The sequence below is a fragment of the Cognataquiflexum rubidum genome (assembly GCF_022538115.1).
Classification (GTDB): domain Bacteria; phylum Bacteroidota; class Bacteroidia; order Cytophagales; family Cyclobacteriaceae; genus Cognataquiflexum; species Cognataquiflexum rubidum.
Genome location: NZ_JAKZAL010000014.1, coordinates 39,271 through 59,457, shown reverse-complemented (window position 1 = coordinate 59,457; position 20,187 = coordinate 39,271). Strand labels below are relative to the sequence as shown.

Here is a 20,187-nt window from a genome sequence, read left to right as displayed (position 1 = left end):
GCTTCACTTAACAGTATTTGTCCACCAAGGCCATCAATTTTTCGAGGTAAAAAGCATCGCTTTGGTCAAAATCGTCTAATTGGTCACTGTCGACATCAAGGACTATCCAAACTTTCCCTTCTTTAAATCCCGGTACCACGATCTCAGACCGTGAAGCAGAACTGCAGGCAATATGTCCGGGAAAGGCATCCACATCAGGAACCAGTTGCGTTTTGGCTTCTTTCCAAGCCGTCCCGCAAACACCTTTTCCAAAAGCTATCCTCGTACAGGCCAAAGGACCTTGAAATGGTCCCAATACCAACTGTTCCGCTTTAACAATGTAAAATCCTACCCAAAAAAACCCAAAAGCTTCTCGCAACACTGCTGCAACATTAGCAAGATTCGCATAACTGTCTGACTCTGAGGAGATCAAAGCCTCAATCTGTGGCAGTATGGCTTGGTATTTTTCTGCCTTCGTGGCGGCTTCGGGTAAGTAGAGGGATTCGGACATGGTTTTAAATAATTTATGGTTATGGATTTATGTTGACCGATGAAGGATGACCGATGTAGCCAACTTTCAGGTATTTGGACTTGTTCACTGCCAATAACATATTTGTAGCAGCCGTCACTCTGAGTGAAACGAAGAGTCTCTTATATTTTGAGATCTTTCATCCTTCCCGAAAAAACGGGACAGGCTGTACCTCGGATTCAAGATGACGCCACACAGCCAATCTATCCCCCATGATTTCTGATTCGGAGAGCAATTTACCTTTGATCAAGGGTGCCGAAATGCCTTTTCCAAATTGGACCTGACCTGTAAAAACCCGAGCCTCATCCCAAAGTTCATTTTCAATAAAACTTTTCAATACCTGCGCTCCGCCTTCTACGATCAGACTCTGAATTTTCCTTTGATACAGGTCTTCCAATACTTCCTTAACTCCAAAACCTGACTTCAATTGTACCAAATCTATGTTCTCAAATTTTTCTGATTTGACTTGATTGTAACAGATGGTTGGTTGGGCGTTGTCAAACAAATGCAAACTCTTATCCAAAGTCAAATTTCTATCCAACACAATCCTGACGGGATCTTTTCCTTCCCAATCCCTGACATTCAACCGTGGATTGTCGTATTTGGCGGTGGAAGTTCCGACCAAGATGGCATCTTCCTCAGACCTCCACTTATGGACAAGCTGTCTCGAATAGGCATTGGAAATCCACTTGGAATCAAAATTTTCTCTTGCCACAAATCCGTCTTGGGTTTGGGCCCATTTGAGGATGACATAAGGTCTCTTCTTTTCGATAAAAGTAAAAAAGCGTTTGTTCTGCTCTCTTACTTCTTTTTCTAAAATCCCTGTGACAACTTCAATTCCTGCTTCCTTTAAAATCTGAATTCCTTTTCCTCCTACCAAAGGATTCGAATCCATCGCCCCAACCACAACTTTCTTCACTTTTTTTTCTACCAAAAGATTGGCGCAGGGAGGAGTTTTGCCCCAATGGGCGCAGGGCTCAAGGGAGACATAAACAGTCGATTCAGACAAGAAATCTCGATTTGCAACTGAATTGATGGCATTGGGTTCGGCATGTGGTCCTCCATATACCTGATGAAATCCTTCACCAATAATTGATTCATTATGCACAATGACACAGCCGACCATCGGATTAGGACTTACATTGCCTCTTCCCCGTTCCGCCAATTCGATGGCTCTCCGCATGTACAATTCATCCTGAGTCATGGGAATTAAGGTTTTGGACGGAGTGTAATGGCATTTATTTGGGTGATCTTTCTGCTTTCAACCTTAACATTCGGAATGGTCTCAGGTAGGTACTTTGTATTGAAAGGAATAATCGAAACAGTATGGCTTCCCAAAATTCCTCTCAGTTTAAATTTTCCTGTTGTAAGGTCAACAGCGGTGGAGGAAACGGTGTCCTTTCCCCGGATGGCATAAACAGCTGCATTTTCCTGAAGAGGAAGGATTGATCCGGCTATTTCACCTGTATCTGCCCTGGTGAAGGAACGTAGTTTGGGCTTCAGCACAAAACCGTTGGCGGGATCGGGCTGGGATTTAATAGACCTGAAAACCTCAAAATCAATAAAGATATCGTACGAAATTCCGGGATCTAAAGTGTAATTGACTGTTAGGGAAGGATTTTGCGATTCATTGCTTTCAAATACCAATGGAAATCTCGTCCCGTCTATTACCACATAATTGTCTGTTCCGAGTTTTAAAGTCAATTCAATGAGTGCTCCAACCAATAATTCCCCTCGACCGACCAAAAACTGTTTATCCAAAATAAGATTGGAAAGGTTGACCTGCTTGTTGCCCTGGGTATTTTCAAAAAAAACGGGAGCCGCATTGTCCTGACCCCTTGTTCCTGTGGTCTTTAACTCCACGCCCAAAATCTCCACCCATACTTCCTCAAAATTGCCTGGAGCATCTATCACAAAGACATTGACGAGCGCAGTGCTTCTCTCTGCATCAGAGACGCAGGAGCATAAGAATACCGAAAAAAGAATTAGATTTTGTATATATTTTATCACAGGGTAAAATTAGTATTTTTGGACATGATGCAATGGGAAAAATTATTAAGTTCGGACAGGTTTGATTCTTCGAAAAAAGAAAATGCCTCCCCTGAATCTTTTAGAAGTGAGTTTGAAATAGATTACGACAGGATCATATTTTCTGCTCCGTTTAGAAATCTTCAGGACAAAACCCAGGTTTTTCCGCTACCTGAAAATGGTTTTGTCCACACCAGACTTACCCATAGCCTGGAAGTGTCCAGCGTTGGCAGGTCTTTGGGAAAGTCCGCCGGTGAATACCTCATCAGTAAATATCCCAATCTCGCCGAAAAAGGAATCCATTCGTCTGATTTTGGTGCGATCGTAGCAGCAGCAGCATTGGCACATGATATCGGAAACCCGCCCTTTGGACATGCAGGTGAGGAAGCCATCTCTGATTTTTTCAAGCATCATCCTTATGGCTACATTTGGCACTCCCATGTCAAACCCCATGAATGGGATGATTTGACAAATTTTGAGGGAAATGCCCAAGGTTTCAGGATGTTGGTTTCCAAGGATAACGGATTGAAACTTTCTTATGCAACTTTGGCTGCATTTACAAAATATCCAAGACCATCCCACATTTTCAAGAGGGACCACAACCGCAGAAGTCAGAAGAAATTTGGGTTCTTTACCGACCAGCAAAAAGACTACGCCCAACTCGCCTCAGAATTGGGACTGACCAAAATAAATGCAGAATGTTGGTTGAGGCATCCACTTGCTTTTTTGGTGGAAGCAGCCGATGATATCTGCTACAGCATCATTGACCTCGAAGACGGCTGCACCATGGGCTTGGTGAGTATTGAGCAGACAATTGAGTTACTTGCCGAGATATTGGGGGACAAATTCAAACCTGAAAAATTAGAGAAATACAAAACAGACTCCCAAAAACTGGCCATCCTTAGGGCGATGACGATCGGAAGTCTGATCAGCGAAGCAGTTGAAGCTTTTTGTGCCAATGAAGAGGCGATGCTCACAGGTGATTTTGACAAAGCATTGACTGACATCATCCCCTCAGCGAGCGCGCTTGCTAAAATATCTAAACTTTCTGTGAAAAAAATTTACAGGTCCAAACCCGTTTTGGAAAAAGAAGCTGCAGGATTTCAGGTTTTGGAAGGTTTATTGGAAGTTTTTTCAAAAGCGCTGAACCACAAATTCTACCAAACCGAACTGTATTCAGGCAAAGACAAAAGTATCCTGAGGTTGCTTCCTGAGGATTTTCCTTTAGAAGGCTGGGAAATCAAAGTCAATCCCTATCCGTTGCTTCGGGCTTTGGTGGATTTTATTTCAGGAATGACGGACAGGTACGCGCTTTCCCTTTACCGGAGAGTAAAAGGTATTTCACTTCCGGGCACTTGATTCTGACAAAAAAATTATCGCTTTAAACTCCGAATTGCCTGAGGTGGTGGTGCACATGCCTCCACACAAATATTCCCCATTGCTGATGGGTCAGTGGACCAAAAACGGGATGGGACGCTTCCAAAGTGTAATCTTTTTGGGGGTATTTGCTCAGGATATGGACAAATTTTGACTTTTCTTCTTCAAAGGAAGCGTCCGGGGCATTCCCAGCAGTTTGAAATCTCTTTGGACCTTTGGCCAGCTTTGGGAATTCACTTCTGATATTGAAGAAGACAAACTTGAACATCAGTTGTCTGAATGTCGCACTTTTGTCAGATTTGGGAGCTTTGAGAATTCCCTGATGGGCCAAATTACAGTGGACAAGCATCTCGGTAGCGGTCATCAGACCCCAATTGGCTTTGACATCGGGATTCAAATTAAGAACCCTCTCGATCAACTGTTGCGTATCGGTTTGGGTTAAAACACTTTTTTTCACAAAAATCAGGGATGTTACAATTTTAAATTTAAGCTTTTCTCATTTTGAAAAATTAATTCAAACCAAAAATTATCTGTCAAAAACCTGAATTCTATAGGAAGCTATCCCTATTCGCCCAAAATCTCTTAACTTTGTGCCTGCTTTTGAAAGGGTTAGTTATTAGACCCTTTTGATATAGACATATCCACCCAAGGATCAATTCAGAAATTTGGAGTTTTGGGTGGGAAAAAATAAAACCCCAAGGAATACCGTGAAAAAATACCAGGAGTTCAAACAAGTTGATTATCCCAAGATAGGAGTAGATATCCTCCAATTCTGGAAAGAGAATGACATTTTTAAAAAATCTGTGGACAACAGAGAGGGTTTCGAAACCTTCACTTTTTTTGAAGGACCGCCGTCCGCCAACGGTACGCCGGGTATCCACCATGTGATGGCAAGGACCTTGAAAGATATTTTCTGCCGGTACAAAACGCTGAAAGGATTTCAGGTAAAAAGAAAAGGGGGTTGGGATACACACGGACTTCCTGTGGAATTGCAGGTTGAAAAAGAACTCGGCATCACCAAAGAGGATATCGGAAAAAAAATCTCCGTCGAAGAATATAACCAAAAATGTCGCGAGACGGTCATGCGTTTCAAACATGAATGGGATGACCTTACCGAGAAAATCGGCTATTGGGTGGACTTGGATGATCCTTATATCACCTTTGAACCAAAATATATTGAAAGTCTTTGGAGCCTTTTGAGGAAGCTTTATGACAAAGGCTTGCTTTATAAGGGATATACGATTCAGCCTTTTTCTCCTGCGGCAGGTACAGGTTTGAGTTCGCACGAGCTCAATCAGCCCGGTACGTACAAGGACGTCAAAGACACTTCCATCACGGCTCAGTTCAAAGTCAAAGGACAGAACAATACTTACATCCTTGCCTGGACGACCACACCTTGGACCCTGCCTTCTAACTCGGCTTTGGCCATCGGCGAAAAACTCGACTATGTCAAAGTCCGGACTTTCAATCCCTACACCTTCAAACCGGTCAATGTCATTTTGGCAAAAGCCAGAATGGCCGCTTACCTCAATCCAAAAGCGCAGGAAATCGCCATGGCCGATTTCAAGGCCGGAGACAAATTGATCCCTTATGAGATCATAGAGGAATACAAAGGCAAAGACCTTTTGGGTTGGGAATATGAGCAGCTTTTCCCGATTTCAGGCATCGCTTTGGCACATCCTGCTTTCACAGTAGTGGCTGGGGATTATGTCACGACTGAAGACGGTACAGGAATCGTGCACTTGGCAAAAGCCTTCGGTGCGGACGATTTCAGGACATTGGTACAACAAAATATACCCGGAGTATTTGTCAAAGACGACCTGGGAAATGACATCCCGGTCGTGGACAGACAAGGAAAATTCCTGCCTGTTGTCGGCGAATATCTGGCCGCGAAGATGAAAGAACATGGCATCAGCGCCCACAAGGAATTGGGAGCGAATGACTTCTATGTAAAAAATTACCTCGAGGATGATGAGAGCAACAAGGAGTACAAAAGCACCGACGTGATCATCTCCATTATTTTGAAGAATGAAAACAAGGCTTTCAAAGTAGAAAAATACGAACACACTTATCCGCATTGCTGGAGGACGGACAAGCCGATCCTTTATTATCCATTGGAAAGCTGGTTTATCAAAACTACAGCCTACAAGGACAAATTGGTCGAGCTGAACAAAACCATCAACTGGAAACCGGAAGCAACGGGAACAGGCAGATTTGGCAACTGGCTTGAAAACTTGGTGGATTGGAACTTGAGCCGCTCCAGATTTTGGGGTACGCCGCTTCCCATCTGGAGAACAGAGGACGGAACAGAAGAAATGTGTATCGGTTCGATCGCCGAACTGAATGCGGAAATGGAGAAATCCATTGCTAAGGGCTTTATGAAAGCTTCTCCATTTGAAGGAAAAGAAATTGACCTCCACCGCCCTTATGTGGATGAGGTGGTATTGGTTTCTCCCAAAGGCGAAAAAATGTTCCGTGAACCGGATTTGATAGATGTTTGGTTTGATTCCGGTGCGATGCCTTATGCACAATGGCATTACCCTTTTGAAAATGAGGAAATCTTCAAAGCCAATTATCCTGCAGATTACATTGCCGAAGGCGTGGATCAGACTAGGGGATGGTTCTTCACTTTGCATGCCATTGCCGGGATGCTTTTCGATTCGGTTGCATTCAAAAATGTGATTGCCAATGGTTTGGTCTTGGACAAAAACGGCAACAAAATGTCCAAGCGATTGGGCAATGCCGTGGATCCATTCAAAACCCTGAATGAATATGGCCCTGATGCGCTCAGATGGTACATGCTGAGCAATGCCAATCCTTGGGACAACCTCAAATTCAACCTTGAGGGCGTAGCAGAAGTACAGAGAAGGTTCTTTGGTACGCTGCAAAACACCTATAATTTCTTTGCGCTCTATGCCAACTTGGATCATTTTGTATATGATCCGGCCAAAAAAGTACCGGTAATCGAAAGGGCGGAACTGGACCAATGGATCATCTCCAAACTTCAGTCCCTGATCTCCGAAACAGAGGCCGCCATGGACAACTACGATGCCACCAAGGCAACCCGTGCGATTATGAACTTCACCGTCGACCAACTTTCTAACTGGTATGTTAGATTAGCTAGGAAAAGATTCTGGAGAGGAGAAATCAACAAAGACAAACAGGCAGCTTATGAGACTTTACATGAATGTCTTTCCACGCTGACTCAGTTGATGTCTTCTTTTGCGCCGTTTTATGCAGATTGGTTGTACCAAAACCTCAGTGAAAGCTGCAGAGAAGCCGGACAGGTTTTGCCTGAATCCGTTCACTTGGGAGATTGGAATTCTGCTGATCCAAAACTGATCAAAGAAGACCTCGAAGCGAGCATGCAGTTGGCGCAGGATATTTCTTCTTTGGTCCATTCATTGAGGAAAAAAGAAAAACTAAAAGTCAGACAGCCTTTGCAAAAAGTCTTGATCCCTGTTTTGAATGAAAAAACCAAAGCTCAAATCCAACATGTGGATGACTTGATCAAATCAGAAGTCAACATCAAGCACATCGAATACATAGATGATACCTCAGGTATCTTGGTAAAGTCAGTCAAGCCGAATTTTGCGCTTTTGGGTAAACGTTTTGGACCGAAACTGAAACAGGTGTCTGCTGCAATCAATGCTTGGGGAAAAGAAGAAATTTCATCCATTGAAAAAAATGGTTCTTTTGATATGACCCTGGATGGGGAAACGGTGAATTTGACCTTAGAAGATGTATTGATTTCTTCACAGGATATCCCAGGCTGGTCTGTTGCATCTGATTATGGTGTGACGGTTGCCTTGGATGTGACTTTGACGGAGGAGTTAAAGCAGGAAGGAATCGCAAGAGACTTGGTCAACAGGATCCAAAATCTCCGCAAGGACATGGGACTCGAAGTTCAGGACAAAATCACCATCAAAGTAGCCAAGCACGATGACATGGTCAATAGCGCTTTGGAAAACTTTGCCTCCTATATCCAAACCGAAACACAAGCCCTCTCGTTGGAAGTGAACGGTTCAGTAACTGACGGAACGCTACTTGATATGGACGATTTTGAATTGACTGTCAAGGTAGAGAAAGTATAAAATCAAATAAACACGCCACAGATAGGGGAGATTCTACAAAAAATCCTTAAATCTGTGGCTTTATAATGCTATCGATGAAGTATTTGAAATATTTTGCAATCGCCCTAGTGGTGATAATTATAGATCAGGCAGTCAAAATGCTGGTCCATTACGAGATGGATTTTGGGACTCCGGGTCAGATTAAGGTATTTGGTGATTGGTTTAAGTTACATTACACCACTAATCCTGGAATGGCTTTTGGGATGCAGATTGGATCCGAATATGGAAAACTTCTCTTGACCTCCTTTCGGTTGATCGCCATGTTTGGTATTGGGTATTACCTGTATTACATCATCCAAAAGAATTTACATACAGCTTATATCGTCTGTATTTCCATGATTTTGGGAGGAGCAATCGGCAACTTGGTGGACAGCGTATTTTATGGTGTATGGCTGAACAACGCTCCTTACAATGCGCCAACACCTTGGCTTCACGGGCAGGTGATTGACATGTTTTACATTGATATCTGGGAAGGATTTATCCCAGAATGGGTTCCAGTTTGGGGTGGAAGCTATACCGCACTATGGCCGATTTTCAATATCGCAGATGCGTCGATATTTGTGGGAGTAACCATCATCCTGATATTCCAAGGAAGATTTTTCAAAGAAGAACTCGTCCAAAAAAAGGAAGAAGAAGTAGATGAAATCCAAAAACAGTTTATAGAAGGCGAAGAAAACGCCTGATTCCAAACCCCTTCAGATTTACATACTGAAGGGGTTTTTTTTTGACTGCAATGAATATCCGTTAGCTTAAATAACCATGTAGGCCAATACCTATATCATCCTTTCCCCGCACACTTTACAATAATTTGCATCCAATTCATTCCAGTTACTGCAAGTCTCACATTTTTTCTTTTTCCCGTCGGCTTGGTCCCTTTTGGCTTGGGTCAGTTCGGAGGTCACAATCCCTGTCGGCACAGCGATAATTGCATAACCCAAGAGCATGATGACTGCGGAGATGAATTTACCCAAAGCTGTCACCGGAGTGATATCTCCATAACCGACTGTAGTCAGTGTCACAATGGCCCAATACATCGCCATAGGAATGCTGGTAAACCCACTTGTCGGCCCTTCCACGATAAACATAATTGTACCCGCTATCAAAACAATGGTCAAGACAGATCCGACAAAGAGCTGGATTTTGGCCCGGCTGCTTCTCAGGGCACTTTTCAAAGTTTCTGCCTCCTTGACATAGCGGCCAAGTTTCAGGATCCGGACAACCCGCAACAACCTCAACCCGCGGATGACGACCAAAAATTGGGTATTCAACAGAAACAAACTGAGGTAACTCGGGATAATGGCCAAAAGGTCTACGACTCCATAAAAACTGGTGACGTATCCCCACTTTCTACTGCTCAACCAAAGCCTCAAAATATACTCTACAGTGAATAAGGCTGTAAAAATCCATTCTAGAACATAAAGGATATCATGGTATTTTCTGTTGATCGATGGCTCCGAATCCAAAATGACCACCGTCACACTTGACAAAATCAAGACCAAAATAAATACATCAAAATTGCGGGAAGCCCTGTCGTTATGTTCAAAAACAATATGCGCCAAGCGGGCTTTGGTAGGAAAAATTGCCATAGGAATTGGTTTATCGAATTTAGGCTGATGGTGGTAGAAATCCAAAATAAATGATCCTCCAACTCCGTATCCTTTTTCCGCAACGTAAGTTTGGGTAAGTCGGCAAATTGGAACTATTTGGTAATTTGAAATGAAACGAATAAATTGATTGAAAATCAAAATCACCTATTTATCCGCATTAAATTTTTATGACATTAAGCTGGAATGAAATCAAATCCCGTGCTATCAGTTTTTCCAAGGAATGGTTTGATGCCACAAATGAGAATGCAGATGCCAAACCCTTCCTTGTTGAGTTTTTCAATGTGTTTGGGATCAGCAGAAAAAAAGTATCGACTTTTGAACACAGGGTAAAAAAGCTGGATGAAAAAGACGGCTACATAGATCTTCTTTGGAAAGGAACTATTCTGATCGAAATGAAGAGCCGCGGTAAAGATCTTGATCTGGCATATGTCCAAGCCAAGGATTACACCCATGGGCTAAAGCAACATGAACTCCCCAAGTATATTCTGATTTCTGATTTTGAGAGATTCCGGCTCCATGATATGGAGGAAAACAAGGTTGTGGAATTTCTACTGAAAGATTTGGTTTTTAATGTCCAGCATTTTGGCTACCTCTTAGGTTACCAGAAGAAAATATATAAGGAACAGGATCCTGCAAACATCAAGGCAGCCGAACTTATGGGCAAGCTGCACGACCGACTGGAGGAAATCGGATACTCGGGTCATGATCTTGAAGTCTATCTTGTCAGGATTTTGTTTTGTCTCTTTGCTGAGGATACCACCATTTTTGACAAGCAACAGTTTCAGGAATTTTTGGAGCAGCGAACCAATGAGGATGGAAGTGACCTGGCCTCTAGGCTCCATGAAATCTTTGAAGTGCTCAACACCCCTAGGGAAAATAGATTCAAAAATATTGATGAACAGTTAGGTGCTTTTCCTTACGTCAACGGAAAGCTCTTTGAAGAAAAGCTTCGTATGGCCAGCTTTGACAGCAAAATGAGACAGGCCCTTTTGGATTGTTGTTACATTGATTGGAGCAAGATTTCTCCTGCCATATTTGGATCCATGTTTCAGAGTGTGATGAATCCCAAGGAACGGAGGAACCTTGGAGCCCACTATACCTCGGAGACCAATATCCTTAAATTGATCAAACCACTTTTTTTGGATGAGCTGTGGGCTGAGTTTGAATCCATCCGGAACAACAAAAACAAATTACCCGATTTTCATAAGAAAATCAGCAAGCTCAAATTTCTGGATCCGGCCTGTGGTTGTGGAAATTTCCTGGTCATTACCTACCGGGAACTCAGGCTTTTGGAAATAGAAATACTGAGGGCCATGAATGACAAGGGTCAGGGATTCCTTGATGTCCGGGACATTATCTGGCTGGATGTGGATATGATGCACGGGATAGAGTATGAGGAATTCCCTGCAAGGATAGCAGAAGTGGCCATGTGGCTGATAGATCACCAGATGAACATGATGATTAGTAATGAATTTGGTCAGTACTTTGTCAGGCTGCCATTGAAAAAGGCGGCTAAGATCGTACAAGGCAACGCCCTCCGGATCAATTGGGAAGATGTAGTGCCAAAATCACAACTATCTTATATCCTTGGAAATCCACCTTTTATTGGCAAGAAAGAGCAGTCGCCTGAACAGAAATTTGATATGGGGCTAATTTTTGAAAAAGGAAAAGGGACAGGTGTTTTAGACTATGTTTCCGCATGGTATATTAAAGCGGCCAAATACATTCAAAACACAAAAATAAAGGTTGCATTTGTATCTACTAATTCAATATCTCAAGGTGAACAAGTTGGTTATTTGTGGGGATTAATGTTTAATAAATTTAACATAAAGATACATTTTGCTCATAGAACATTTAGTTGGAAAAATGAAGCAAAAGGTAATGCGGGTGTTCACTGTGTAATTATCGGTTTTGCAAACTATGATACAATTGATAAAACTATTTTTGAGTATGAGGATATTAAAGGTGAACCTCATGAAATCAAGGCTAAAAACATTAATGCCTACTTAGTAGACGGAAAAGAAATACTAATTGTAACAAGGACAAAACCCTTATGTAATGTGCCTGATATAATTAAAGGTAGTGAGTCTACAGATGATGGCCATTTAATGTTGACAGGAAAAGAGGTGAGTGAACTTGTTGAAAATTACCCGGATAGTATTTCATTTATTCGTCCATTTATTGGTGGAGGTGATTTTTTAAATGGAAATGTAAGATATTGTCTATGGTTAAAAGATGTTCCTTCTAGTAAGTTTAGACATATTCCTATGATAATGGAACGATTGGAAAGAGTTAAAAAATTTCGTCTATCGAGTTCCAAACAGAGAACAAGACATTGGGCAAGTTTTCCAACTCTTTTTTCTGAAGATAGACAACCAATTAAGAGGTATTTAATGTTTCCAAAAGTTTCTTCTGAGAGAAGAATTTATATTCCATTTGCACATATTGAACCTGAATATATAATTAATAATACTGCTTCATTTATCCCTGAAGCATCACTTTTCTTATTTGGGGTTTTGCAAAGTAAAATGCACATGGTTTGGATGCGATATACTTGTGGAAGATTAGAAAGCAGAATTCAGTACTCAAATGGAATCGTTTACAACAACTTCCCCTGGCCACTATCCCCATCCGAAAAGCAAATAAATACCATTGAAGCAGCTGCCCAAAAAGTACTTGATGCCAGGGCAGCTTATCCTGAAAGTTCATTGGCTGAACTATATGATCCATGGTCTATGCCTCCAGTTTTGGTTCGTGCCCATCAGGAGCTAGACCGGGCAGTTGATCTAGCTTACCGACCTCAGGCCTTCATATCGGATGCCAAGCGTATGGAGTTTCTTTTTGAACTCTATGAAAAATATACTGCCGATCTGTTTACCAAAGTCAAGGTGAAGAAAAATTGAAGACGTAGAAACGACCTGCATCACAAGTTAACTGCTAATGGTCATGACCACAAATCCCAACTCATCATCGACATTTTCATAGATCCATATTTTGCCGTCTTTGACGAAATGCTTTGCGGGGCTGCTTTGTAGCTCTTTGACAAAGGTTTCTCCCAATACTTTGAAGTCCTGATCCAAAATCGTCAGGTAGACTTTACTTTTGGCTTTTTCTTCTTCATCCTGAAGATTCTCTTTAGGCAAGGCTTCAAATGAGAACCTATAGTATCGTTGGTTTTTGCTGTCCCAAATCGGGTTCCTGAAATTGATCTCCTGATTGATTTCACCCATCAATCTGTAAAAATCCTCCTCTGATTCCACTTCAGTCACATATTTACCTGTTTTGCCGCTTTTGGTAAGCTTATTTTCATATTCCACCTGATAGAGGGAATCCTTCGCCATGTCATAGACAATGATGGTATTGAATACTGAATTGGAAATCATAAGCTTGCCGTCCACTTCTGTGATGGATTGGTCAGGAGGAGAAACCATGAACATACCGTTAGAATTGAACTTGACGGAATAGTCTACCAATTTTTCAAATCCAGGAAGTTCATGTTTCTTCAGGGTTTTGTTTTGGAAATTGACTTTGGCCAAGTAAAAGTTTTCCCCTGTCCAATTGCCCAAAATCCCATAAATGGTATTCCCGTCATCGGACATGATAGCGCGTTGGTTAAAGCTCTCGAACTCTTGGAGTGTATCTCCCTCAAATTTCTCTCCGTTGAGTTTATAGGTTCTCAGTTTTTCTCCCTGAGAATTGAGCAATCCCATATCATCAAAATTGGAAAATAGAAACTGATCACTTCCCAAAAGGGAAATCCACGCTACGTAAGAACCAACGCCATTTGGACCCTCCTTTTCAAACTTGATCTTTTCTTCAAGGACAAGCTGATCAAGATTGACTCTATCGAGTTCCGAAGTTTCCCGATTCCAATTGTACAGGTATTTGTGGTCTTTGCTGATTGCTGAGATCCACAAGCCTGATTGGAGATTGATAAAGTCCTCTCCCGTATCCACCATGACAGTATCAAAGGAAAAGGTGATGTTGCTGAAGTCTTCTGCTGATTTTTCCTCGTTTCCCCCACCGCAGGAAAAGAGAAATAGAATAGAGATTGCAAATAGTAGATTTTTCATGGGATAGGATTTTGATTGGTTAGATTTGATAATTGGATTTGGGCAAACCCTCCAAGGGTTTCGAACCCTTGGAGGGTTAGTTATTCATAATTGATGGTCATCCTCACAAAACCCAATTCGTCATCCACATTGACGTAGGACCATATTTGGCCGTCACGGACGAATACAGTATTTGAGACATTCTTGAATCCATCTAGGATTGTCTCCCCCAACAGGTTAAAATTTTCATCAAAAATACTGAGAAAAACCTTGGAAATGGGTCTTTGGTGCGGACTCAGAAACAATGGCCCTTTATAGATGTCGGTAGGAAGAGTTTCAAATGCAAAGCGATAGAACTTGCGGTTTTGTTCATCCCAAACCGGCGCCTGAAAATTGATTTCGGTATCAATTTCTGCCATTACTTCTCTAAACCGATCCACAGATTCCACCTTTTCAGGATACCCGCCTTTCTTTTGTTTGGGTGAAAGTTTTGGGTTATACCCAATCTGATAAATAGAATCATTTTTCAGATCCAATAAATAAATAGTGCTGAAGGCTGAGTTTGAAAGGATAATCCTATCTCCGGCTTTTTTCAAAACCCTTTCGGGTGATGCTGATGAATTAATTTCTCCATCCAATAAGATCCTATAATCGGGAAGTTCGCCAATCCCTGGCAATTCGATTGGTGTCAGTTTCTTTTCTTTAAAATCAGCCTTGACAAAAGTCCAATTACCAATAATTCCATCACCTAAGTACCCATAAACGACCTCTCCATTTCTCAACAGGAGTGGATTTCTGTCAAAGTCATCGCCAGCCGCAAAGAATGATTTCCCGAATGTTTCTTTATTTAAATAATGTTCACGAATTTTTTTTCCGTCGAGATCAAAAATCATAAACTTTCCAAAACCAGATAGCAAAACCTCATTTTCATTTAAAAGTCTAATCCATGATAAATAATCCCCAATTCCATTTGGCCCCTCTTTTTCAAATTGAGTTGTTTTCTCCAACTTCAATGCTTCAAGGTTGATTTTTTGCAAAGAGTTATTATCGTACGACCACAAAAAAAGAAATTTATTGTCCTCACTCATGGTATTGACCCCAAGTCCACCTCTCAAATTGATGATTTCATCTCCTGAATCCACCACGACTGTGTCCATTGTCAGCGTGATTTTTGAGTAATCTTTGACTTCTTCTTTTACTGAGTTATCACAGGAAAAGAGAAATAGCATTGAGATTGCGAAGAGTAGTGTTTTCATGGGATGGGAGTTTGATTGGTTAGATTTGATAATTGGATTTGGGCAAACCCTCCAAGGGTTTCGAACCCTTGGAGGGTTAGTTATTTGAAATCGATGCTCATTCTCACAAAACCAAGTTCATCCTCCACATTGACATAGGACCAGATTTGGCCGTCACGGACGAAAACAGTATTGGGGACATGTTTCAATTCATCCAAGAGGGTCTCTCCCAACAGGTTAAAATTTTCATCAAAAATACTGAGATAAATCTTGGAAATGGGTCTTTGGTCAGCACTTATAAACACCGGACCTTCACTGATTTCGGTAGGAAGGGCTTCAAATGAAAAGCGGTAGAATTTGCGGTTTTTTTCATCCCAAACCGGCGCCTGAAAATTGATCTCGGTATCAATCTCTGCCATTACTTCTTTAAACCGGTCCACAGATTCCACCTTTTCTGGGTATCCTCCTTTTTTTTGTTTGGGAGTAAGCTTAGGGGTATAGTTGACTTGAAAAACGGAGTCATTGTTAAGGTCCAACACGTACAAAGTACTATACGCAGAGCTGGAAATAATGATCCTGTCCCCTACCTTTTTCAAAAATTTTTCCGGTAAAGCCATGGAACCCATGTCTTCGGATTCCAATATAACGCGATAATCAGGAAGCTCGGAAATCCCCGGCAACTCAATATTTGTGTACTTTTTTTCTTTGAAATCGGCCTTGACAAAATTCATGGTGTTATTAATCCAATTGCCTTGATAACCATAGATTACTTCTCCATTTTTCAATAAAATTGGGTTTCTGCCAAAATAATCTCCTTCCTTTAAGTTGGTTTCTTCGGTTATTGGATATTCTCTGGTTTTTTTTCCTTCCATGTCAAATAGCATAAGCGGCCCTAAACCAGAAAACAAAACCTCATTTTCATTTAAAAAACTCATCCAACCCACGTACCTACCAACTCCATTAGGCCCTTCACTTTCATATTGGATTTTTTTCTCCAACCGCAATTCCTCAAGGTTGATTTTATCCAAAGTGATTTCACCATTATTCCACAGATAAAGAAATTTGTTGTCTTCGCTCATGGTACTGGTCCATAAGTTATATTTCAGATTGATGATTTCTTCTCCAGAATCCACCACAACAGTATCCATTGTCAGTGTGATTTTTGAATAATCTGTGCTGTCTTTTTTGACTGTGTTTTCACAGGAAAAGAGAAAAAGCATTGAAATCGCAAAGAGTAGATTTTTCATTGGATGGGGGTTTGATTGGTTTTAGAAAACCCTCCAAGGGTTTCGAACCCTTGGAGGGTTAGTTATTCATAATTGATAGTCATCCTCACAAAACCAAGTTCATCATCGACATTTTCATAGATCCATATTTTACCGTCTTTGACGAAATGCTTTGCGGGGCTACTTTGGAGTTCTTTGACAAAGGTTTCACCCAAGACTTTAAAGTCATTGTCCAGAATAGTGAGGTACACTTTACTCTTTTCTTTTTCTTCTTCGTCTTTGAAGTTTTCCTTTGGAATGCTTTCGTAGGAAAACCGATAAAATCTCTGGTTTTTATTGTCCCAAATAGGATTCCTGAAATTGATCTCCTGACCGATTTCACTAGCCGCTCTGTAAAAATCCTCCTCTGAATCCACTTCAGTCACATATTTGCCTGATTTGCCGCTTTTGGTAAGCTTATTTTCATATTCCACCTGATATTGGGAATCCTTTGCCATGTCATAGACAATTAGGGTATTGAATATTGAATTGGAAATTATGAGTTTGCCCCCGACTTCTGTGATACCTTTTTCAGGTGGAATCATCATTCCACCTCCACCTGAATTGAGTGTGACAGTATAATCCGCCAATTTTTCAAATCCCGGAAGTTCATGTTTTTTCAGGGTTTTGTTCTCGTAGTCAAATTTTGCTAGGTAGAAGCTTTTTTCTTTCCAATTGCCCAAGATCCCAAAGAGGGTATTTCCATCATCAGAAATAATTGGTTGATTAGAGAAGCTCTCAAACTCTTGAAGGGTGTCTCCTTCAAATTTCTCTCCGATGAGTTTGTAGGTTCTCAGTTTTTCTCCCTGAAAATTAAGCAATCCCATATTTTCAAAACTTGGAAATAGAACTTGATCTGTCCCTAAAAGAGAAATCCAAAAAATGTAATCTCCAACGCCATTTGGACCTTCCTTCTCAAATTTGATTTTTTCCTCGAGCACCAACAGATCAAGATTGACTCTATCGAGTTCCGAAGTTTCCCGATTCCAATTGTACAGATATTTGTGGTCTTTGCTGATTGCTGAGATCCAGAGTCCATATTTGAGATTGATGAAATCGTCTCCACTGTCCACCATAACAGTATCAAAGGAAAAGGTGATGTTGCTGAAGTCATCAGCTAATTTTTCCTCTTTTTCTCTACCGCAGGAAAAGAGAAAAAGCATTGAGATTGCGAAGAGTAGTGTTTTCATGGGATGGGGTTTGATTGGTTTTAGAAAACCCTCCGAGGGTTTTGAACCCTTGGAGGGTTAGTTGGAATCAATGCTTAAGCGGACAAAAGCCAACTCATCGTCGATATTCTCAAAAATCCAGATTTTGCCGTCTTTGACGAAGTGGAAGTTAGGTCTTTTGTCCAACACATCAACCACTGTTTCGGAGACCAAATTAAAGTCTGGATCTAAAATAGATAAATAGACTACTGCCTTCTCATTGACACTTTTGCCTTCCTCTTCTTTGAATTCTTGCAAAAAGGAAAATCTAAAATATATCTGCTTTGCCGGATCCCAAACTGGATTCATGAAAGTTATGCCTTCACCAAAAGTCCTGTTTAAAACATCAAACTCTTCTTTGGATGCCGCTTCAGCCGGATAAGTCCCTGTTTTTCTATTGGCTGTTAATTTACTTTCAAAGGTTTCAAACCAAAGGGAATCAGATGCAAAATCATAAATATATAGATCAGAAGAAGCATTATTCCCCATAATTATCTTGCCGTTATCTTTGTTTGCCCAAACCCAAGGACCTAAAAAAGCGATAGGGAAACCTCGATCCCCGTTTAAAACAGTTGTAAAATCCTTCAGAAAATCAAACTCCGGGATCGGCTTGTCCAAATAGGTCTTTTTGTCAATATCCAATATTCCAAAAGAAGTTTTGTTCTTTAACCAATCCCTGAATACAGCAAAAATCTGATTGGGCTTTTCATCAAAAACAAAACCATACGTCATCAGCTGTTGAATCGGCAAGGAATCACCTTGAAGCTCCTCATACTTAAAATTCAAGTCGCCAACTTTCTGTCCCTGCAGATTGAAAATGCCATTTTTGAGGTTTGAGTTGATGTAGAACCGCTCTTCTGGTAAATACTGGATCAGCCCGATATAATCACCAATTCCATTCGGTCCTTCTTTTTCAAAAGGAAATCTCCCCACAAATTCCAGTAAATCCAGATCAATTTTTTCTATACTGTGGTCATTACTGCTGAAATTATAGAGGTAATTTTTGTCAGCAGAAAAATCAGAAGACCAAAGTCCGGATTTCAGATCAAGTATCTCATCCTTCGAATCCACCATAACTGTATCCAAAGAAAAAGTCATTTGGGAGAAATCAGCTTTTTTTTCGGTATTGGGACTGCAGGAAAAGAGAAAAAGCATCGAAATCGCAAAGAGTAGATTTTTCATTGGATGGGGGTTTGATTGGTTTTAGAAAACCCTCCAAGGGTTTTGAACCCTTAGAGGGTTAGTTGGAATTGATACTTAAGCGGACAAAAGCCATTTCATCATCTATATTCTCAAAAATCCAAATTTTGCCGTCTTTGACGAAGTGGGTGGTGGGAGCTCTTTTTAGCTCGGGAACTTTAGATTCGCCTATGATTTGTAGATTTTCGTCTAAAATCGTCAAATAAACTTCATCGTTACTTTCTTGATCCCCTTCATTTTCTATTTCCAAAAATCTTTTGAAAAAGGAAAATCGATAGAAAATCCGATTCTTATTATCCCAAACAGGTTTACTGAAATTAATGTCTTCTTGCGACTTTTTATAGAGTTCTGACAAAGCTTCAATAGACTCAACTTGATTTATTGAATTCTCTTTTTTTCTATTTGGTGTCAATGAACTTAAAAGGGAAATATATTTCAGTGTCGGTTCATCGTTCGCCAAAACATAAAATTCATTGGCGATTTCATTACTCAAAACAACTTTGTCCATAGAAGTTGAAATAAATAAAGACGGCCCCATTCCGCCTGCCGGCGATCCATTCATAACCAGTTCAATCCTGTATTCTTTCAATTTATCAAACTCAGGTATCTCAAATCTTGTGTTTTCATTATTTTCAATTTCGACCTTATTGAAAACATAGTTGTTACTTTCCCAATCGACCGAAAATCCATAATGTGTATCAGGATCACTTGGTAAGGAAAATAATCTCATCATAAAGTCATCAGGCGAAAGACTCCCTTCTCCTAAACTGGAATATTCTAATTTTTTCAAAATTTTTCCTAAAGAATCCAGTATAAAAAGTCCTGAAAAACCCTGAACCAGAAACCTGTCGTCTCCAAGAAGGTTAAAATTGGAAACATAATCTCCTATTCCATTAGGCCCTTCTTTTTCAAGTTTGATTTTCCCCTGGAGTTCGAGCGCGTCAAGGCTGATTTTTTCCAGACTGAATTCCTGTTGATTGAAGTTGTATAAATATTTCAAATCCTGACTTAGGCTTGATTGCATCAGGTTGGCATTAAGGTATAATATCTCATCCTTCGAATCCACCATAACTGTATCCAAGGAAAAAGTCATTTGGGAGAAATCAGCTTTCTTTTCGGTATTGGAACTGCAGGAAAAGAGAAAAAGCATTGAAATTAGTATCAGGTAGTTTTTCATAAATATTGGGATAAAACTAAAAATAGTAGATTCGTAATGAAATCCAAAAATCAAAACGTTAAAAGTTGTTGGGTACTCAAAAAATTAAAATTTTTTCGATTGAAAAAAGAGAGTTAAGCAAAAAATCAAACTTCCATTAAAAGCCGAACTCGATATTTTTACTAGTCTACTAGGTAAATTATCGGATATTTTTACTAAGTCAATAATCTGTTACATAAGATTAACTTTTCCTTGGTACAAAGTACACAAAAAGATATTTCCCTCAGGGACGAATGACAGAAATAAAATTTTCCCCTTCGGCAAGCTCAGGGATCGGAGATTCGGTGTTTGGAGGGGGGAAGAGGAAAAAGCGGCTGCGCCGCTTTTTCCTCTTCCCCCCTCTCCCAAAAACAACATC

Annotated in this window: 15 protein-coding genes; 4 read left to right on the top strand and 11 right to left on the bottom strand. The window is 40.7% G+C overall.

Annotated features, from left to right (window positions below; translation table 11 throughout):
- Nucleotides 1-7 precede the first annotated feature (7 nt).
- The 3 genes from MMU05_RS15185 to MMU05_RS15175 form a co-directional block, all read right to left on the bottom strand.
- On the bottom strand, nt 8-490 hold the full coding sequence (locus MMU05_RS15185; protein ID WP_241142529.1) for a GAF domain-containing protein: 483 nt from the start codon (nt 488-490) through the stop codon (nt 8-10).
- A gap of 157 nt (nt 491-647) precedes the next feature.
- The gene (ribD, locus tag MMU05_RS15180) at nt 648-1,712 is read right to left on the bottom strand and encodes a bifunctional diaminohydroxyphosphoribosylaminopyrimidine deaminase/5-amino-6-(5-phosphoribosylamino)uracil reductase RibD (RefSeq protein ID WP_241142528.1); all 1,065 of its coding nucleotides are present in this window, start codon (nt 1,710-1,712) and stop codon (nt 648-650) included.
- A 5-nt stretch (nt 1,713-1,717) separates the two neighbouring features.
- Entirely contained in the window at nt 1,718-2,518 is an 801-nt protein-coding gene (locus MMU05_RS15175) for a DUF4382 domain-containing protein (RefSeq protein ID WP_241142527.1), read from the bottom strand.
- A 24-nt stretch (nt 2,519-2,542) separates the two neighbouring features.
- On the opposite strand from MMU05_RS15175, the gene MMU05_RS15170 reads away from it, so the two are divergent.
- Nucleotides 2,543-3,895 carry a deoxyguanosinetriphosphate triphosphohydrolase gene (locus tag MMU05_RS15170; RefSeq protein ID WP_418884475.1) on the top strand — a complete coding sequence of 451 codons (1,353 nt, stop codon included), beginning with the start codon at nt 2,543-2,545 and terminating at the stop codon, nt 3,893-3,895.
- Nucleotides 3,896-3,917: 22 nt separating this feature from the next.
- Here the strand turns inward: MMU05_RS15170 and MMU05_RS15165 are convergent, their stop codons facing one another.
- Entirely contained in the window at nt 3,918-4,370 is a 453-nt protein-coding gene (locus MMU05_RS15165) for a DUF1569 domain-containing protein (RefSeq protein WP_241142526.1), read from the bottom strand.
- 250 nt (nt 4,371-4,620) lie between these two features.
- Here MMU05_RS15165 and ileS point away from each other — a divergent pair, with 250 nt between their 5' ends.
- Nucleotides 4,621-8,007 (top strand): isoleucine--tRNA ligase, encoded by a 3,387-nt coding sequence (gene ileS / locus MMU05_RS15160; RefSeq protein WP_241142525.1) that lies wholly within the window; start codon nt 4,621-4,623, stop codon nt 8,005-8,007.
- A 74-nt stretch (nt 8,008-8,081) separates the two neighbouring features.
- Complete coding sequence (locus MMU05_RS15155; protein WP_241142524.1) at nt 8,082-8,729, top strand: lipoprotein signal peptidase; 648 nt, start codon at nt 8,082-8,084, stop codon at nt 8,727-8,729.
- 90 nt (nt 8,730-8,819) lie between these two features.
- On the opposite strand, the gene MMU05_RS15150 is transcribed toward MMU05_RS15155, so the two are convergent.
- Nucleotides 8,820-9,632, bottom strand: coding sequence for an ion transporter (locus tag MMU05_RS15150; RefSeq protein WP_241142523.1), 813 nt, complete (start codon nt 9,630-9,632; stop codon nt 8,820-8,822).
- A 188-nt stretch (nt 9,633-9,820) separates the two neighbouring features.
- On the opposite strand from MMU05_RS15150, the gene MMU05_RS15145 reads away from it, so the two are divergent.
- Nucleotides 9,821-12,556, top strand: coding sequence for a class I SAM-dependent DNA methyltransferase (locus MMU05_RS15145; RefSeq protein ID WP_241142522.1), 2,736 nt, complete (start codon nt 9,821-9,823; stop codon nt 12,554-12,556).
- A 27-nt stretch (nt 12,557-12,583) separates the two neighbouring features.
- On the opposite strand, the gene MMU05_RS15140 is transcribed toward MMU05_RS15145, so the two are convergent.
- From MMU05_RS15140 to MMU05_RS15115, 6 genes are all read right to left on the bottom strand, one after another.
- Nucleotides 12,584-13,726, bottom strand: a complete 1,143-nt coding sequence (locus tag MMU05_RS15140; RefSeq protein ID WP_241142521.1) for a DUF4221 family protein — start codon at nt 13,724-13,726, stop codon at nt 12,584-12,586.
- A gap of 80 nt (nt 13,727-13,806) precedes the next feature.
- Nucleotides 13,807-14,961 (bottom strand): DUF4221 family protein, encoded by a 1,155-nt coding sequence (locus MMU05_RS15135; RefSeq protein WP_241142520.1) that lies wholly within the window; start codon nt 14,959-14,961, stop codon nt 13,807-13,809.
- An 80-nt stretch (nt 14,962-15,041) separates the two neighbouring features.
- Nucleotides 15,042-16,187: a DUF4221 family protein gene (locus MMU05_RS15130; RefSeq protein WP_241142519.1), complete on the bottom strand. Its 1,146-nt coding sequence runs from the start codon at nt 16,185-16,187 to the stop codon at nt 15,042-15,044.
- Nucleotides 16,188-16,249: 62 nt separating this feature from the next.
- A complete protein-coding gene (locus tag MMU05_RS15125; RefSeq protein ID WP_241142518.1) occupies nt 16,250-17,395 on the bottom strand; it encodes a DUF4221 family protein in 1,146 nt (381 codons plus the stop codon).
- 57 nt (nt 17,396-17,452) lie between these two features.
- Nucleotides 17,453-18,595: a DUF4221 family protein gene (locus MMU05_RS15120; protein WP_241142517.1), complete on the bottom strand. Its 1,143-nt coding sequence runs from the start codon at nt 18,593-18,595 to the stop codon at nt 17,453-17,455.
- Between the two features lie 58 nt (nt 18,596-18,653).
- Nucleotides 18,654-19,790 (bottom strand): DUF4221 family protein, encoded by a 1,137-nt coding sequence (locus MMU05_RS15115; RefSeq protein ID WP_241142516.1) that lies wholly within the window; start codon nt 19,788-19,790, stop codon nt 18,654-18,656.
- Nucleotides 19,791-20,187: the final 397 nt, after the last annotated feature.

Coding starts and splice junctions, on each gene's coding strand:
- MMU05_RS15185 (WP_241142529.1), bottom strand. CDS start 490: ATGTCCGAATCCCTCTACTTACCCGAAGCCGCCACGAAGGCAGAAAAA.
- MMU05_RS15150 (WP_241142523.1), bottom strand. CDS start 9,632: ATGGCAATTTTTCCTACCAAAGCCCGCTTGGCGCATATTGTTTTTGAA.
- MMU05_RS15135 (WP_241142520.1), bottom strand. CDS start 14,961: ATGAAAACACTACTCTTCGCAATCTCAATGCTATTTCTCTTTTCCTGT.
- MMU05_RS15130 (WP_241142519.1), bottom strand. CDS start 16,187: ATGAAAAATCTACTCTTTGCGATTTCAATGCTTTTTCTCTTTTCCTGT.
- MMU05_RS15170 (WP_418884475.1), top strand. CDS start 2,543: ATGATGCAATGGGAAAAATTATTAAGTTCGGACAGGTTTGATTCTTCG.
- MMU05_RS15155 (WP_241142524.1), top strand. CDS start 8,082: ATGAAGTATTTGAAATATTTTGCAATCGCCCTAGTGGTGATAATTATA.
- MMU05_RS15145 (WP_241142522.1), top strand. CDS start 9,821: ATGACATTAAGCTGGAATGAAATCAAATCCCGTGCTATCAGTTTTTCC.
- ribD (WP_241142528.1), bottom strand. CDS start 1,712: ATGACTCAGGATGAATTGTACATGCGGAGAGCCATCGAATTGGCGGAA.
- MMU05_RS15125 (WP_241142518.1), bottom strand. CDS start 17,395: ATGAAAACACTACTCTTCGCAATCTCAATGCTTTTTCTCTTTTCCTGC.
- MMU05_RS15115 (WP_241142516.1), bottom strand. CDS start 19,790: ATGAAAAACTACCTGATACTAATTTCAATGCTTTTTCTCTTTTCCTGC.
- MMU05_RS15120 (WP_241142517.1), bottom strand. CDS start 18,595: ATGAAAAATCTACTCTTTGCGATTTCGATGCTTTTTCTCTTTTCCTGC.
- MMU05_RS15140 (WP_241142521.1), bottom strand. CDS start 13,726: ATGAAAAATCTACTATTTGCAATCTCTATTCTATTTCTCTTTTCCTGC.